Origin of the sequence: Paenibacillus sp. JMULE4 (assembly GCF_013337105.1) — a bacterium.
GTDB lineage: Bacteria > Bacillota > Bacilli > Paenibacillales > NBRC-103111 > Paenibacillus_G > Paenibacillus_G naphthalenovorans.
Genome location: NZ_SGWF01000015.1, coordinates 120,952 through 136,800, shown reverse-complemented (window position 1 = coordinate 136,800; position 15,849 = coordinate 120,952). Strand labels below are relative to the sequence as shown.

14 protein-coding genes and 1 pseudogene are annotated in these 15,849 nt (G+C 54.1%); 14 read left to right on the top strand and 1 reads right to left on the bottom strand.

What is annotated here, in order from left to right; translation table 11 throughout:
* Window positions 1-20: 20 nt before the first annotated feature.
* Window positions 21-611, bottom strand: a complete 591-nt coding sequence (locus EXW96_RS16790; protein ID WP_054818650.1) for a TetR/AcrR family transcriptional regulator — start codon at window positions 609-611, stop codon at window positions 21-23.
* A 215-nt stretch (window positions 612-826) separates the two neighbouring features.
* Between EXW96_RS16790 and EXW96_RS16785 the strand changes: the two genes are divergently transcribed.
* The 14 genes and pseudogenes from EXW96_RS16785 (at window position 827) to EXW96_RS16720 (ending at window position 15,841) form a co-directional block, all read left to right on the top strand.
* The gene (locus tag EXW96_RS16785) at window positions 827-2,155 is read left to right on the top strand and encodes a cytochrome ubiquinol oxidase subunit I (protein ID WP_074729459.1); all 1,329 of its coding nucleotides are present in this window, start codon (window positions 827-829) and stop codon (window positions 2,153-2,155) included.
* 13 nt (window positions 2,156-2,168) lie between these two features.
* Complete coding sequence (locus EXW96_RS16780) at window positions 2,169-3,185, top strand: cytochrome d ubiquinol oxidase subunit II (protein WP_137671036.1); 1,017 nt, start codon at window positions 2,169-2,171, stop codon at window positions 3,183-3,185.
* 188 nt (window positions 3,186-3,373) lie between these two features.
* Window positions 3,374-4,063, top strand: a pseudogene (locus EXW96_RS16775) (IS1595 family transposase); the annotation flags it as partial.
* Between the two features lie 99 nt (window positions 4,064-4,162).
* The gene (locus tag EXW96_RS16770; RefSeq protein ID WP_174350995.1) at window positions 4,163-4,756 is read left to right on the top strand and encodes a YdeI/OmpD-associated family protein; all 594 of its coding nucleotides are present in this window, start codon (window positions 4,163-4,165) and stop codon (window positions 4,754-4,756) included.
* Window positions 4,757-5,174: 418 nt separating this feature from the next.
* On the top strand, window positions 5,175-6,068 hold the full coding sequence (locus EXW96_RS16765; RefSeq protein ID WP_254611429.1) for a LysR family transcriptional regulator: 894 nt from the start codon (window positions 5,175-5,177) through the stop codon (window positions 6,066-6,068).
* 773 nt (window positions 6,069-6,841) lie between these two features.
* Window positions 6,842-8,491, top strand: coding sequence for an ABC transporter substrate-binding protein (locus tag EXW96_RS16760; protein ID WP_174350994.1), 1,650 nt, complete (start codon window positions 6,842-6,844; stop codon window positions 8,489-8,491).
* Between the two features lie 14 nt (window positions 8,492-8,505).
* Window positions 8,506-9,537: an ABC transporter permease gene (locus EXW96_RS16755; protein ID WP_174350993.1), complete on the top strand. Its 1,032-nt coding sequence runs from the start codon at window positions 8,506-8,508 to the stop codon at window positions 9,535-9,537.
* Window positions 9,534-11,249 carry a dipeptide/oligopeptide/nickel ABC transporter permease/ATP-binding protein gene (locus EXW96_RS16750; protein ID WP_174350992.1) on the top strand — a complete coding sequence of 572 codons (1,716 nt, stop codon included), beginning with the start codon at window positions 9,534-9,536 and terminating at the stop codon, window positions 11,247-11,249. The genes EXW96_RS16755 and EXW96_RS16750 overlap by 4 nt, the downstream gene beginning before the upstream one ends.
* 14 nt (window positions 11,250-11,263) lie before the next feature.
* A complete protein-coding gene (locus EXW96_RS16745; protein WP_174350991.1) occupies window positions 11,264-12,091 on the top strand; it encodes an ABC transporter ATP-binding protein in 828 nt (275 codons plus the stop codon).
* Between the two features lie 54 nt (window positions 12,092-12,145).
* Complete coding sequence (locus EXW96_RS16740; RefSeq protein ID WP_062410449.1) at window positions 12,146-12,775, top strand: hypothetical protein; 630 nt, start codon at window positions 12,146-12,148, stop codon at window positions 12,773-12,775.
* Window positions 12,772-13,377 (top strand): hypothetical protein, encoded by a 606-nt coding sequence (locus tag EXW96_RS16735; protein ID WP_062410450.1) that lies wholly within the window; start codon window positions 12,772-12,774, stop codon window positions 13,375-13,377. Before EXW96_RS16740 ends, EXW96_RS16735 begins: the two co-directional genes overlap by 4 nt.
* Entirely contained in the window at window positions 13,377-14,033 is a 657-nt protein-coding gene (locus EXW96_RS16730; RefSeq protein WP_174350990.1) for a cell division ATP-binding protein FtsE, read from the top strand. Before EXW96_RS16735 ends, EXW96_RS16730 begins: the two co-directional genes overlap by 1 nt.
* The gene (locus EXW96_RS16725) at window positions 14,026-14,889 is read left to right on the top strand and encodes a cell division protein FtsX (protein ID WP_254611428.1); all 864 of its coding nucleotides are present in this window, start codon (window positions 14,026-14,028) and stop codon (window positions 14,887-14,889) included. Before EXW96_RS16730 ends, EXW96_RS16725 begins: the two co-directional genes overlap by 8 nt.
* Window positions 14,882-15,841: a hypothetical protein gene (locus EXW96_RS16720; protein WP_174350988.1), complete on the top strand. Its 960-nt coding sequence runs from the start codon at window positions 14,882-14,884 to the stop codon at window positions 15,839-15,841. The genes EXW96_RS16725 and EXW96_RS16720 overlap by 8 nt, the downstream gene beginning before the upstream one ends.
* The last annotated feature ends 8 nt before the right edge of the window (window positions 15,842-15,849 follow it).

Genomic DNA, 15,849 nt, shown 5'->3' with positions numbered 1-15,849 from the left:
TAATGAAAGGGTAAGAAAAATTAGCGGTTCTCTATTCCCTTCAGCAGGACGTCAACCGCAGTCCGGTATAACGCGCAAAGCCGTTCGGGCTCATATTCGTAATAAGCGACGCTGATTCCGCCAAGCAGGCCGAACAGGATAAACGTCAGGTCTTCCAGCGGAGCCGGCTTGAATTCCCCGCTCCGGATCCCCTCTTCCAGCAGCTGTTGGAATACCGGATAATGCATCCGCGTAATCTCGATCAGCTTCGCTTTGATCTCCGGGTCTCCGCCTTCGCTGCCCGAGAATTCCTCGGCAGCCTTCAGCAGCGGATTTTGGAAATCGTCGGCGTAATGCTCGGCCAATCGGTACAGTTTCTCTGTGGCCGTCGCGAGCGGCGCCTCCAGCTCCCGCCACTTGTCGAGCCATTCCTGAATCGACAGTTCAAGAATATAAAGGAACAACGCCTCCTTGCTCTTGAAGTGGTAATAGATGCTGCCCTTGCTGGTTTCCGACACATGCCGGATCTCTTCCATCGTCGTGGCGGCGTATCCTTTCTGCTCGAACAGGACCTTGGCCCTGCTTGCGATTTTCCGCTTCGTTTGTTCTCCGTGATCCGTGGATCTCGGCATATCGTTCACCTCAGATATTAAACTGACCGTCCGGTCTAATATAGATATAACCAGATCTGCGGGAAAAAAACAAGGGGCTGTGTTGAGGATGAGGTTCCTTTCTGTACCGGATTCCGCCGCATACAAATGATTTCCTTGGGTATAGTAACCATTATGAAATGAGCAGAGTACGGGTTCAGTTTGCCCATTGCCTTTAGTCTTGGGGGGGATACAACGTGGGAACGGTCGATTGGAGCCGCGGCTTAACGGAAATGACGCTGGCTTTTCATATTTTGTTTGCGACGGTCGGGGTGGGCGTTCCGGTTTTCATTTCCATGGCCGAATGGATAGGTATTCGGAAGAAGGACGTACATTATTCGCTCATGGCCCGAAGATGGGCCCGGGGCTTTGTGATCACGGTGGCCGTCGGTGTCGTCACCGGGACATGCATTGGTCTTCAGCTCAGTTTGCTGTGGCCGGAATTTATGAGATTGGCAGGTAATGTGATTGGTTTGCCGTTGTTTATGGAGACGTTCGCGTTTTTCTTCGAGGCGATATTTCTCGGCATCTATCTCTACACCTGGGACCGATTCTCCAATCCTTATATACACTGGCTGCTCACCCTTCCGATCATCATCGGTTCATCCGGTTCCGCGCTGTTTATTACGACCGTCAATGCGTTTATGAATACGCCGCAAGGATTCACCTTTGAAAACGGGAAGTTGACGAACATTGATCCGCTGGCAGCCATGTTCAATCCAGCCGCTCCGTCAAAGGTGGCGCACGTATTGTCATCCGCTTACCTAACCGCCGCTTTTCTTTTGGCCATGATTGCCGCCTTCGCCATGCTCAGGGGACGAAAGGACGATTATTACCGCAAATCGATTCGCCTGAATATGACTGCCGGCCTTATCCTGGCCGTCGTAACGATTGGAATCGGGGACATCTCCGCCCGGTTTCTGGCCGCGGAGCAGCCGGAGAAGCTCGCTGCTGCCGAGTGGCATTTTGAGAGCGGCAGCAGAGCTCCCCTGATCATCGGAGGCCGATTGAACCCGGCAACGCAAGAGGTGACCGGGGCCATTGAAATCCCTTGGGCGCTCAGTCTGCTCGCAACCCACCATCCTGACGGCCTGGTTGTCGGTTTAAATGAATTTCCAAAAGACGAATGGCCTCCGCTCTATGTCCATTATTTGTTTGATGCCATGGTCGGAATCGGATTTTATTTGCTGGCCGTTCCCGTCCTTTTTCTTGCGCTGTTATGGCTGAAACGGAGGAATGCTTACAATCGCTGGATACTGGTCGGCATTTTAGCTGGAGGTCCGCTATCCTTGCTTGCCATCGAACTCGGATGGTTTTATGCGGAGGTTGGAAGACAGCCATGGATCATGCGGGGATATATGCGCGTATCCGATGCGGCGACCACGAACGCTCACGTTAGCGTTGCATTTTGGCTATTTGCCGGCTTGTATGCCGTGCTGGGTATCGTGTGCCTGTTCGTGCTGGCCCGGTTGTTCCGCAACAAACCGGCCGAGATGGAACTGGAAACACGCCGCATCATCTTGTGAGGAGGTCACAGACATGTCGATCGAACAGCTTGGCATCACCATTCTCTGGAGCTTTCTGTATGGTTACCTGATTGTGGGTTCCATTGATTTTGGGGCGGGATTCTACGCTTATTACAGCCGGGTGAGCGGTGTGGAATCGGTCATCGGGCCCGTGATTTCCAGGTACTTGTCCCCGGTCTGGGAAGTGACCAACGTTTTTTTTGTGTTTTTTTTCGTCGGTATCGTCGGCTTCTTTCCGGAAACGGCATATTATTATGGGACGGCGCTGCTCATTCCCGGCAGCATTGCGCTCATTTTGCTCGCCATTCGGGGGTCGTTCTACGCATTTGCGAATTATGGCGCAAAGAAAAATTCCTTCTACCTGCTCGCTTACGGAGCCACAGGGCTGCTCATACCCGCCTCTTTATCCACGGTGTTCACCATCTCGGAGGGAGGCTTTTTGACCGTTCAGGGAAACCATGTCACCTTGCTGCTGGAGGAGCTGTTTTACAGTGCGTACTCCTGGGCGGTTGTGCTGCTCGCCATGTCAAGCGTGTTGTTCATCAGTTCGACGTTTTTGACCTATTACGCGGCTCGCGCGGAAGATGCGGGAGCGCTCGAACAGATGCGCCGGTTTGCCTTGTGGGGCGGCATTCCGACGATCATTTCCAGCCTGTTTGTCTTTATTGCCCTTCGGAATCATAACCTGGAGCATTTTCAGCGCACGCTGGACGTGTGGTGGCTGTTCGGGCTCTCGCTCATCAGCTTTGCGATTGCGGTTTGGCTGATTTGGCAAAGAAAATACTATGGCGTCGCTTTTGTGATGGTCATGCTGCAGTTCGCCTTCGCTTTTTTCGGTTACGGCATTTCCCATCTTCCTTATTTGCTCTACCCTTATTTGACGCTGTATGGCGGCGTGACGAACCCGGCCATGGGGCGCGCGCTGGTCGTGGCATTTGCTGCCGGTTTTGTCCTGCTTGTCCCGTCGCTCGTTCTGCTGCTTAGGCTGTTTTTGTTCAATGCCCGATATGTGAAGGGGGAGTCGCCGTGAATGTGTTTGATCGTCAGGATAAATGGCTGATGCGCCTCTGCTTTGGCATCGCCTTTCTGCTCCTGCTGTCCATCGTAAGACATTTTGTATAGCCGCATAGGTTGGGACAAATGATCCGAACACTGGGAAAACGAAATCGTTTGATCAGGAAAAATCAATGGTAAATTATGTTCAACATGGAGAAACGAAAACTCATGATTGATGGGGTTTCGCTGCGCAAATGTGCAGAACTGATGCTTGTTTTACTGGCGGCATAAAATTCTCGCGGCATTGAGGCAAATTCCAACCGAAGCATTCCAAGGTCTCGTTGAAATGGACGAGACATACTTCCTACACTCGGTAAAAAGGCAGGAGGAATATCGCTGAACGGAAGCCCCGTAAGTGCGGCAGTAAAGCTAAACGCCGTGGCATCAGCAATGACCAGATTTGTGTACTAGTCGCCCGCGACCGTCAGAAGATGACCTTCTCTGGCGTCCTCGGACGTGGGCGCATTCGTAAAACGAAGCTAGATGAGGCACTCGGTTGTCATCTTTCCAACTCCAACGTACTTTGCACGGATTCCTGGCGAGCGTTCAGTTCCTATGCAAATGAAAAGGGATTGGCGCATTACCGTTTCAAATCCGATGGAAAACAGCGTGTCAGGGATATTTACCATATCCAGAACGTGAATAGCTACCATAGTCGACTGAAGAGATGGATGGACCGCTTTAATGGGGTTGCAACAAAATATTTTGGAGCATTACCTGGCATGGTTTCGCTACCTTGATAGCAAGGAGTACGAAAACACAACGTCGAATAAAAAGAATATGTTAGTCTCTTCATGCCTGTTTTCTGTCAAGGATACGAATGTAACACTTCGAAGGATGGCTTACTGTTGAACTAAGTAAAGCCAAAAAGTTACAGAAAGAATTGGGGAAATTGAGAATGATCATTCTTGACTGTCAGCCGATCGAAAAATTGAAGAGGAGTGTTCCTTGATGACAAATAGTAGAATGAATCCTAAAGTTGATGAATTTTTAAGTAAATCCAAAAAGTGGAAGGAAGAATTTGAGAAATTGAGAATGATCATTCTTGACTGTCAGCTGACCGAAGAATTGAAGTGGGGTAAACCTTGTTACACGTTTCAGAAAAGTAACATAGTTATAATACAAGGATTTAAAGAATACTGTGCGCTTATGTTTTTCAAAGGTGCCTTGTTAAATGATCCCAATGGTATTCTAATCAAACCTGGGGAGAATACGCAGGCGGCACGCCAGATTCGGTTCACCAATGTTCGAGAAATAGTTGCAATGGAAACCATCTTGAAAGCCTATATTTATGAAGCCATTGAAGTTGAAAAAGCCGGTTTGGAAGTGAATTTTAAAAAGAATACAGAATTCATAATTCCTGAAGAACTTCAAAAAAAATTCGATGAAATCCCTGCCTTGAAAACTGCTTTTGAAGCATTGACGCCGGGACGGCAAAGAGCATACATTCTTTATTTTTCTGAACCCAAACAATCCAAAACTCGAGAGTCAAGGGTTGAAAAATATATCCAGCAAATTCTCAATGGAAAAGGATTAAATGATTAGTATATTCGATGAGAAAATAAATTAATCAAACTTTAAGATATTACCTCACTTTGCGTTCATTCGAACTCCTTTTTGGATCGCAGGTAACACTCAATCAAATAATTTAAAATAACAGGAGCTTAGAAATCCAATTGATCAACGAGTCAGGAGATATGATCAATAGCTATTGGATTCAAAAATGAAATATCGTAAAGCTAACTGAAGGGGGATCATAACTTCTGTTATTCGAATGTCACGCTAAATTCTTTTCTCTCAATAAGCCTTATTGCGAGTTTCATGCCCTTTGGGTGGTATTGCCTTGGCGGGCTGTCGTGATGAAGAGCAGGGATGGAAGCACAGATCTGATTGACTTTATTAAATGATAATGATAATCTTTATCAATATAAGCTGTGTTCTTTGATAATCGAGGTGGTTTGTTTTGAAAACATTGGAAAAAATAGAAACCTTCCTTGTGCTTGCGCAATGCCGGTCGTTTATGGAGACGGCCAAGCGCCTTTATTGCTCGCAGCCGACCATCAGCAACCATATCCAGCAGTTGGAAGAGCAGTTCCAGTGCAAGCTGTTCCACCGATCGGGAAAAAACGTCCAATTAACGAAGCAGGGAGAAATTTTCCTGCAGTATGCCAAGCAGATCACGCAGTTGGTCGAAGAAGCAGCGGTCAAAATGAAGGATGCGGAAAGACAAGATATATTAGCCATCTACGTCAGCAGTTATATCGGGGCGTATTTTTTTTCGGACATTTTGAGCAGCTTTCACCAGGAATACCCGAAGCAGGCGCTGGAGGTGCATACCCACTGCTATGCGGAGCTGAGAAGCGCGCTGCAACAGGGGCGGACAAATTTTGCATTGATGCCCGTCTACCCGGAAGATGATTACATTCATGCCAATTTTGACGTGCACGTATTGTTTCATGACGAGTTTCCTCTGGTTGTCCCTCCCAATCATCCATTAACAGGCAGAAAGGTCGTATACTCCCGGGATCTGCGCAACGAGACGCTGCTGCTGCCGCGAAGTCATTATCTCCAGGAATATATTATTACCGAGCTTGAACGGCAGCGGGTCAAGGTGCGATTTTTGCAAATGAGCAATTTTGACATGATCAAGCAGGCCGTCAAATCGCATCTGGGCCTTGCTTTTCTGCCGTTTAAAGCCGTTGAAGCCGAAGTGGCCAAGGGCGAGCTTGCGTTCAAAAACGTTGCCTCCTTGCCGATTAGGCGGAATAACGGCATTGTGATCCGCAAACAGACCCCCCTTACCGAAACGGAATTTACGTTTTGCCATGAGGTCAAGCGATATTTCGGCGTTCAGTAAAAGAGACGCACGCTCCGGATCGAATAAACATTCGGGTACGATTCGTCCAGAGCCGACGCTATCGTTAAAGCGGGAACCGCCGCTCATGACTGGAGAGAGAACCGGGCCTAGCGTGGTCTGTTAGAGCAGCAGAGGGGCGGTAGAGTGACCCAATCATAGGCGATAGAGAAGGAAGGCGGAACGTTTACGGGCCGCCTTTGAGGCCGTGCCATTACGGCTTCATACATTTATGGAAAATACAAGCTTAAGAGCGGTCGGAATCCGTATCTTTTGCTCTTAGTGCACAAAGTGTGAGTTTGGACAAAGGCTTGGCCGGCGGTCAGGTTTTCTTGTCGTTTAGGAAATTTGTCATCTGTGGATAAAGTGTGCATAAAGCTGGGGATAAGTGGTTGGTTTTGTTTGTCATTCGCAAGGTGGTTTTATTTTTGAAAAGCGACGTCGGATTGTAATGAAGCCTTGGGGTTCGAGCGACCGCCTCGCAGCGCCGATACGCGCGCCTGGGGCTCCGTTTTGGAATCATTGATGAGCTAGATGCCCCTTGGTTGTTCGCCATACTTTTCTTTGAAGCCCCGCCGCTTTCTGCCGTCGATCCGATTCGTTTTTTTAATCGATGTATTGAAAAAAATAATACGAGTGGCTGAGGACCATAAACGACGTGATAATTCGATTCAACCCCTTTTTAGTTGATATTGATATTCATTATCACTTGATCTATGATGATTTTGTTATCGCCCATACATCATTATTTATAAAAATACAGGAGGGTTCGCTGCATGTTATCTCGTCGTCACTTCATACGTCCGGTCATGGCCGGTCTTGTTGCGCTGTCCGTGCTTATGGCCGGATGCCAATCCAAGACGGCTGAATCTGTTGATCCGAAGGGGGCTGAGGCCAATCCCGTCGAGCAGAGCATTCCCGAATTGAAAATCGCCGTACCGGGCGATGTCGGTCCGCTCAATTTGTATTTGAGCTCAGGCAATGAGAGTTTGCTGGAGCTGGTGTATGACAAGCTGTTCGCGCCTTCGCCGTTCGTCAAGGAACCGCAGCCGTGGCTGGCCGAATCGGCCACACAGGTGGACGACCTCAACTGGGTCGTGAAGCTGCGTTCCGGCATCAAGTGGCATGACGGTCAGCCTTTTACCGCCGAAGATGTTAAGTTCACGTTTGAGTATTACCGGGACGGTCCGTCCAACCGCTACACCCATCATGTCAGCGAGGTTCCCCGCGTGGAAAAGATCGAAGCGGAGGATGCCTCCACCGTGCGTTTCACCTGCGCCTACGCATGCCCGTCGCTGGCAAGCATCACGATGGCCGATTTGCCGATCCTCCCCAAGCATATTTGGGAAAAAGTCGAGAATCCGCGCAAATTTACGGAGCTGCCCGTCGGTACGGGCCCGTACAAGCTGACGGAGTACAAGCCGGATCAATATTATAAATTGGAGGCGAATCCGGATTATTTCAAGGGCCGTCCGCTCGTTGACTCGCTGGTCATGCCGATCATCAAAGATCCGACGGCGATGTTCAACGCGCTGCGTGCCGGTGAAGTAGACGCCGCTTCCCGGGGTGTGCCGCCGGAGCTGCTGGAATCGTTCAAAAAATTGCCGAATATGAAGGTCGCAGGCACGAAGGAGCTGTCGCTGACCGAGGTTCGCATCAACTTCGAAAAAGAGCCGTTTAACGAGCCGAAATTCAGAGAAGCGTTATCGCTGGCCGTTGACCGCAAGGCGATTACGGACACGGTCCTGCTCGGAGAAGGAAGGCCGGGTCTGCAGGGGTATCCGCATCCGGACTCGCCATGGACAAGCCCGACCCTGAGCACACCGTTTGATGCGGACAAAGCCAAAGCGGTGTTGGATCAGTTGAACTATGTGGACCGCAATGGAGACGGCGTTCGGGAAACGCCTGCGGGTCAGGCGCTTGATTTTTCGATCAAAGTCTCGTCGACGGAACCGGGCTGGATTCGTTCGGCTGAGCTGCTGAAGCAGCAGTTCGCCAATGTGGGCATCAAAACCACCGTTGAGGTGCTCGACTCGGCAACGATCGGAACGCTCGGACAATCGCGCAAATTCGACATGTATGTAGGCAGCATCGGACCGCACGGCGTGGCGGACCCGGACCAGTTCGTCATGTCGCATCGCTCGGGCTATCTATGGTCCAAAGGACTGGCATACCCTGAAATGGACGAGCTGACGAAAAAATGGATGGCCGAAGCCAATATCGACAAACGCAAAGAAATATCGTTTGAGATGCAGGCTCTGTTCAACCGCCAGCCTACCAGCCTCGTTCTGTATTACCCGACGGAAAATTACGCTTACCGCGCGGACAAGTTTGACCGCTGGGTGGAATCCCCCGGCTTCGGCATCATTCATAAATATTCTCTACTGCCGGAAGAAGCCCGGAAAGCGGCAGGGGTGACCAACTAAGGATGAGTGGTCTTATGGGAAACGATACCTCCTCAGGGAGAGCAATCGGGACATCCCACTCCCGCCGGTTCGGACGGAAATGCGTACAGTATATACTGGTTTTGTTTATTGCGTTAACCATCAATTTTGCGCTGCCCCGTCTGGCGCCGGGAGACCCGCTCATTTATTTCATGGGGCAGGAAGTCAACACATTGACGGCCGACCAGCGGCAGCGGATGAATCAAGAGCTTGGACTGGACCGGACGCTTTGGGAGCAGTATACCGATTTTATGGTCGGGGCGGTAAGCCTGGAGCTGGGCAGCTCCACGAAATTCGGCAAGCCGGTGAAGGACGTTTTGATGGAACGATTGCCGTGGACTCTTCTTCTGGTATTGCCGGCGTTTGTACTCAGCGCGCTGATCGGCATGGCTTGCGGAGCGTATGCGGCCTGGAACCGCGGCAAACGGCGGGATGTCGCGCTGCTGACGTCGATGCTTGCTCTTGAATCGCTGCCTGGCTTCTGGCTCGGCATGCTGCTGATCGCCGTATTTGCGGTGAATCTCGGCTGGCTGCCCTCGTACGGGGCCGTACCGCTGGTCCATAACGGCGGCGCCGATTATGTCATTGAAGTCATCCGGCGTCTTATTTTACCTGTAACTACGATTACGCTGGCAACGGTAGGCGCCAACTTCCTGCTGACCCGCTCCTCCATGCTCGATACGCTGGGGCAGGATTATATGTTTATGGCGGAAGCCAAAGGGGTCGGCCGGCGAAACCTGATTTACCGGCATGCGCTGCGCAACGCGCTGCTGCCGGTCTATACGCATGTGACGCTGGGTCTGGGCACCTTGGTTAGCGGCGCGGTGGTGGTGGAGACGGTTTTCTCCTATCCGGGGATCGGACGTCTGCTGTACGAAAGTGTGATCGCCCGGGATTTTCCGATGATGCAGGGAGTGTTCCTGCTGATCACCGTCGGTGTCATTGCAGCTAATTTGCTCGCCGATTTGACGTACCCGTTCATCGATCCCAGAGCCCGTTACTTCAAGCCTGGGGAGGGATCGGCATGAACAGAACATTGTCAGGAAAGATCGGCGTGGCAGGCTTCATCCTGTTGGCGCTCATTGTCGCGCTTGCTGTTTTTGGGCCTCTACTTACGCCTTACAGCGCGGACGAGCAAAGCGGTTCGCCGCTCCAGCCGCCCAGCCGGCAGCATCTGCTCGGCACCAACGACATGGGCCAGGATATTATGGCGGAGCTTGCGGAGGGCGCGCGGGTCTCGCTCACGGTAGGCATCGTATCGGCGCTGCTGGCCGTGCTGATCGGCGCGATCGCCGGACTTATCGCCGGATACGGTTCCGGCTGGCCGGATGCACTGCTGATGAGAACGGTGGACGTCAGCCTGACGCTTCCGTATTTGCCGCTAATGATCGTGATCGGCGTGTATATGGGACCGAGCGTAATCACGCAAATTTTGGTCATCACGCTCGTCATGTGGGCGGGCAAGGCCCGTGAAATTCGTGCGCAGGTGCTGTCGCTGCGAGGCAGAGGGCCGGTGCTGGCCACCAAAACCATGGGCGCCGGACATGCTTATGTGCTGCGCAGGCACATTTTTCCCGGCATCGTTCCGCTGCTCATTCCCCAATTCGTCAGGGCAGTCAATACTTCGATTCTGCTGGAATCTTCCTTAAGCTTTCTGGGGCTTGGCGATCCGCTGTCGAAAAGCTGGGGCAGCATCCTGTTCTACGCCAATGCGAGAAGCGCGTTTTTGACCGATGCCTGGATATGGTGGGTGCTTCCTCCCGGACTGTGCATCGTCGTTACGGTGCTTGCATTCTCCTTTATCGGTTATGTGATGGAGGAGAAGAACAGCCCCCGCTTGCGTTCGCTTCGGCGGGGAGTGTTTTCCGGCTTGGGGGACGGACCAAAGTCTCCGGCGCCGGCCGGCACCCGGACACATGCCGCAGCTTCGCTGCTGGAGGTGGACCGGCTGTCGGTCTCCTACCCGCAAGAAAAAGGCGTAGTCCATGCGATCGACACGGTGAGCTTTGCCATAAACCGGGGTGAAGTGGTGGGGCTTGTCGGCGAGTCGGGCAGCGGGAAGACGACGGTGGCGTCTTCCATCATGCAATTGCTGCGGGAGCCTGCGCTGCGGACTGGCTCGATCCGTTTTGACGGCATCGACTTGACCTCTTTGTCGCCAGGGGAAATGCGTACGCTTCGGGGAAAGCGCATTGCGCTCATTCCGCAGGCGGCGATGAACGCCCTGAATCCGGTCATGAACGTCCAGAGCCAGCTGGCCGAGGCGGTCACCGCTCATCATGCGATGGATAAGCAGAGGCTGCACGAACGGGTGGATCAGGTGCTGGAGCAGGTCGGACTGACGCCTGCCTGGGGAAGCGCTTATCCGCACGAGCTCAGCGGGGGGATGCGCCAACGGGTCGTCATTGCGATGGCGCTGATGAACGAGCCCGAGCTGATTATCGCCGACGAGCCTACCACGGGGCTGGATGTCAAGGTACAGGTCGACATCATCAGGCTGCTCGCCGATTTGCAGCAGCGGCTGGGCTTGTCCATGCTCATCATTTCACATGATTTGCCCGTTGTGCTGAAGCTGGCGGACCGCATTCTGATCATGAAGCAGGGGCACATCGTGGATCAGGGGCCGGCGGACGCCATTGCGGCTGCGCCGTCCCACCCGTACACGAGGCGTCTCATCGACGCCATCCCCCGGTTGCGCACGAAGCGGAGCGTTCCACAAGTCGTGCCATCTTCTTCTTAACGGAGGCTGAAGCGATGACGATACAAGACACTGGCAGCGCGGAGGTGCGCAGAGACGACCTGCTGCACGTAAGCGATTTGCACAAAGCCTATACGGCTCCGGGCGCCGCCTTTCGGCAGGAGGCGGTCGTCAAGGGCGTCAGCTTTTCCATTGCGGAAGGCGAAACGGTCGGCCTGGTCGGCGCCAGCGGTGCGGGTAAAAGCACCATCGGCCGGATGATCGCAGGTCTGGAGCAGCCGGACGGCGGCACGATAAAGGTAATGGGGCAGGACATCCTGGCTTTGAAGGGGAAAGCCAGAAGACAGGCGCTGCGGCCCATTCAAATGATCTTTCAGGACCCTTATGAATCGTTGTCTCCGCGTATGACGATCGAGCAGCTGGTATGCGAGCCGCTCGTCATTCAGAGACTATACTCCGGCGACAAGCGCGCCCGAAGAGAGCTGGTGCGGGAAGCGCTGGCGGAGGTATCGTTATCGCCGGACCGGTACATGGACCGGTACCCGCATGAATTGTCCGGCGGGGAGCGGCAGCGGGTCGGCCTGGCGCGGGCGTTCATCGTCCGCCCCCGGCTGATCGTGGCCGATGAGCCGACCTCGATGCTCGATCCGTCCCTGCGTCTCGATTTGCTGGACGTCATGAAGCGTTTGCGCCAGCGCCATGGGCTGTCGTATTTGTTTATCACCCACGATATCGCGCTGACGCGGCACTTCTGCGACCGGATGCTTGTGCTGGAGCAGGGCGTCATCGTCGAAAGCGGAATCACCGATGCGGTCATCGACGACCCGCAGCATCCGTTTACGAAGCGCCTGATCGGGGCGCTGCTGGAGCTGACCGGCGTTTGACATGCCCGGCCCGGTATATGGATAACAGTAGAAAGGGGATCCATTGCGGATAACATGAACGATATACTCATGCTGCATTCCGGCAGCCATTTTGTGGATGCGCGAATGAACGATTTGTGCTATAAGAACGATCTTGCTTTTTTGGATGTCTATGAGCTGCCGGATGCCGATCTGGAGCCTTATGTCGGGATGGTCATTCCCGGCCTCATCGACCAGGAATTTCTGACTAAGGAGAAAGAATGCATCCGGCGGTTTCTGGACAGCGGCAAAGTGCTTGTATTCAGCGGGCACCTGTTCCGTCCCTGGCTTCCCGGGGGCTCGAACTTCGTGCCCAAAACGATCCGCAGCCACCGCGATTATCACGTATCGATCCATCGGCCGCATCCGATATTCGAAGGCGTGCTGCCGGAGGATATGACCTACAAGCAGGGGGTAGCCGGTTTTTTTGCCAGAGGGCACCATCCGGTTCCCGAAGGAGCGGAGGTGCTGCTGACGCTGCCGGGAGGAGAGCCGATCGTGTATATCGACCGTAACAGCACCCGGGGGACGATACTGGTTCATTCCGGCAACGATTTGCTTGGCTATCACAGCAATGACAACACGTCGGGCCGCATCGGGCCGCAGCTGCTCCGGTGGATCCGGGACGAGCACCGGCAGCTTCAGGAGAAAGGTGTGGCGATATGAGGAAAATAGCCGCATTATACGGGGGGTGCTCGCAGCATCACCGGACGCTCAACGAGCCGAAGTACCGCCGATTTTTCGATGAGCTCATTTACCTTCCCGATCTGGAGACCGCTTCTTTGGACAAGTACGACGTCTTGCTCTGTCCGTCTCAGCTTCATCAGGGCATGGTGGAAAAATCGGCGGCCAAAATCCGGGCGGTCGCGGAGCGGGGAGGGACCGTAGTGGCGTTCGGTCCGCAGTCGCGGCCGTGGATCCCCGGACATCACTGGGAATTTAGGCCGACCAACTTCTGGTGGTGGCTGGACAAGGATGCACGGAGCGGTCTCGTTCAGGCCAACCCCGGGCACAGCCTGTTTCAAGCGATCACGCTGGAAGATGCTACCTGGCATTACCACGGCGTGTTTTGGCCCCCGGAGGGCTCGGACGTGCTGATTGCCCTGGAGGACAACGGCGCGATCCTGTATATCGACAAAGTCAGTACGGCCGGAACATGGATCGTAACGACGCTGGACCCCGATTATCATTTTGGCTCGTATTTCATGCCGGCGACGGAGCGGTTTTTGGACGGCTTCCTGCCCTGGCTTGCCGAAGGAACCTGGTAATGATCCATATTCGGAATGTGACAAAAAGGTATGGGGAGCGCACCGTACTGGACGGCGTGAATCTGCATCTTCAGGCCGGGGAGTTCGCTTTCCTGCGCGGCCGGTCCGGTTCGGGGAAAAGCACGCTGCTCAAGCTGCTGTACCGGGAGATCGACGATTTCACCGGCGACATTGCCATTGACGGCCAACCGGTCGGGAGCATGCCGAAATACGAGCTGCGCCGCAAAATCGGCGTGATTTTTCAGTCGTTCGAGCTGCTGGATCGTAAAACGGTGCTGGAGAATGTCGAACTGGCCGGCGAGGTGCTGGGAAGAAGCGAAAAAGACACCCGGGCCCAGGCGCTTCACCTGCTGAAGCGGACGGGGCTGAGCGGCAAGGAGCGGCTGTTTCCCGCCCAGTTGTCCGGCGGGGAGCAGCAGCGGGTGGCCATTGCCCGGGCGCTGCTGGTCCGGCCGGCGATCGTGCTTGCGGACGAGCCAACGGGCAATCTGGATAAGGAAACGGCGGCGGAGATGTTTCATTTGCTCCGGGAACTGCAGCGGGAATACGGCATGACGATGCTTGTCGTAACGCATGCCGACCGGTTCGTGGAAGCAGTTCCCGCGCGGACATTACACATGGAACAAGGGAAAATATATGAGGTTGGCAATGGTTAAGTTTATTGTCCGCGATGCGCGGGAAGGCATTCGGCGCAATGCGGGAGCGGCTGCGGCGGCGGCCGCCATGATTTTTATCGCAATGACGATTTCGGGCGCCTTGTTTATGCTCCGTCTCGGGGTACATGACCTGATGCAGTATTTGGACGCGCAGCTCAGTGTGAAGGTGTATGTGGACCCGGCTTTCGAGACGTCGGAGGTTGCGCGCGTGCTGGAGCAAAAAAGCTACGTCAAATCGGTGCGCATCGAGACCAAAGATCAGTTGGTCGAGCGGATGAATGTGTTTTTCCAGGGCCGGGAGCAACTGCTGGAGAGCTTCAAGGAAAGCGACCTGCCGGATGCGGTACGTCTGGAGCTGACCGATACGCGGCACATTTCGCTCATTGCGGAAGAATTGCGCTCGATACGCGGCATCGCTCAGGTCATTTATCCGCAGCAGTTGGCGGAAACGGTGCTGCACGCCTCCGAACGGATCAACCGCTGGGGCTTGCTGCTGCTTTTGTTTTTTGCAGGCATCTCGTTTTTGACGGTGTTTTTGGCTGTGAATCTCGCTTTGTATCAGCGGCAAAAAGAGATTCGGGTGAAGCTGCTGCTCGGGGCGAAGCCGACCCATGTGCGGGGGCAATTCGTATTCGAAGGCGGGGTGATCGGCTTGACCGGAAGTTTGCTGGCGGCGACCGTCCTGGACGGGCTGTACCGCTATACCATGGCGTCTTTGGAGCATCCCTATAACACGATATTCCATGTGGCTCCGGCTGATTTTTATACGATGATGCTCGGCATCGTGGCGGCGGGCACGGCGATCGGCCTGTGCGCCAGCTATGTGTCGACCGGGAAGCTGATGAAGCATGCGTAGGACGGTTGTCGTTCTTGTACTGTTCTTCCTGTTTGCGGCAACCGGCGCGTACGCCCACCTGACCGGCGCTTTTGCCGATTTTCTTGTTTCCGTGCATGACGAAGAGACGATCGCCAAGCTGAAGCTGGAAATGCAGCGCACGAAGGACGACATTGAAGCCATGACGCCTCAGGTCAGACAAAAGGAGCAGGTGTTCTCCGCCAGGCGGAATAGCGCAGCCGCCCAGCTGCAGTTTTACGACGATTTCGGCATGGACGCCTGGCTGAGTCTCATGCTGCAGGCGCAGGACCCGGTCGATATTATAGGCGGCCAATGGTTGATGGCGCGAAGCCTGGACCGGTATATGCAGGAGCTGGACCGGCTTTATGCCGAGTATATGCAGGTGAAGACCGCAAGGGAGTCGCTGGAGGGCCATCAGCGTCTGCTTATGGGCATGGAGCGGCAGCTCCAGGCGCGGGCCCGGTTTATAACCGACAATTCCGATGCGGCCATAGATCAACTGGCCAATTATTTGGACATTGACTGGATGTCGGAAGTGGAGGAGCCGTTATTGCAAAGTCTGGCTTCGGACCGGGAGCTTGCGGACAAACAGCTGCCGCAGTGGGCAGTCCCGGGCACAGCCGCAGGCGCTCTCTATAAGCTGGAAGAGCAGTGGCTGAACGATCGGTCGGAGCTTGCGTATTTCTTCCGCGCAGACCATATTTACGCCGTCTATGAAAAGCCGGACCTTCATGTGATGCTGATCGGTCAGCTGCTGAACAAGGAAAACGGTACGGCCGATCTGCAGTTCGAGGCCGGTTTTTTCAACGGTTTTCTGATGCCTGATACGCTGCTCGAAGAGCTTCGCGGCTTTGCCGTCGGAACCGCCGGGCTGGAGGCTGCGGCGGGAAGTCCGGCTCCGTATTACTGGCAGCAGGCGAACGGGGCGCTGCTGCTGAGAACGAACGAGTAGAACAAAGC

What these genes read in the sequence shown, in the direction of transcription:
- EXW96_RS16725 (WP_254611428.1), top strand. Translation starts at nt 14,026, where the DNA reads ATGGTTAAGTTTATTGTCCGCGATGCGCGGGAAGGCATTCGGCGCAAT.
- EXW96_RS16740 (WP_062410449.1), top strand. Translation starts at nt 12,146, where the DNA reads ATGAACGATATACTCATGCTGCATTCCGGCAGCCATTTTGTGGATGCG.
- EXW96_RS16745 (WP_174350991.1), top strand. Translation starts at nt 11,264, where the DNA reads ATGACGATACAAGACACTGGCAGCGCGGAGGTGCGCAGAGACGACCTG.
- EXW96_RS16770 (WP_174350995.1), top strand. Translation starts at nt 4,163, where the DNA reads ATGACAAATAGTAGAATGAATCCTAAAGTTGATGAATTTTTAAGTAAA.
- EXW96_RS16735 (WP_062410450.1), top strand. Translation starts at nt 12,772, where the DNA reads ATGAGGAAAATAGCCGCATTATACGGGGGGTGCTCGCAGCATCACCGG.
- EXW96_RS16790 (WP_054818650.1), bottom strand. Translation starts at nt 611, where the DNA reads ATGCCGAGATCCACGGATCACGGAGAACAAACGAAGCGGAAAATCGCA.
- EXW96_RS16750 (WP_174350992.1), top strand. Translation starts at nt 9,534, where the DNA reads ATGAACAGAACATTGTCAGGAAAGATCGGCGTGGCAGGCTTCATCCTG.
- EXW96_RS16760 (WP_174350994.1), top strand. Translation starts at nt 6,842, where the DNA reads ATGTTATCTCGTCGTCACTTCATACGTCCGGTCATGGCCGGTCTTGTT.
- EXW96_RS16780 (WP_137671036.1), top strand. Translation starts at nt 2,169, where the DNA reads ATGTCGATCGAACAGCTTGGCATCACCATTCTCTGGAGCTTTCTGTAT.
- EXW96_RS16755 (WP_174350993.1), top strand. Translation starts at nt 8,506, where the DNA reads ATGGGAAACGATACCTCCTCAGGGAGAGCAATCGGGACATCCCACTCC.
- EXW96_RS16720 (WP_174350988.1), top strand. Translation starts at nt 14,882, where the DNA reads ATGCGTAGGACGGTTGTCGTTCTTGTACTGTTCTTCCTGTTTGCGGCA.
- EXW96_RS16730 (WP_174350990.1), top strand. Translation starts at nt 13,377, where the DNA reads ATGATCCATATTCGGAATGTGACAAAAAGGTATGGGGAGCGCACCGTA.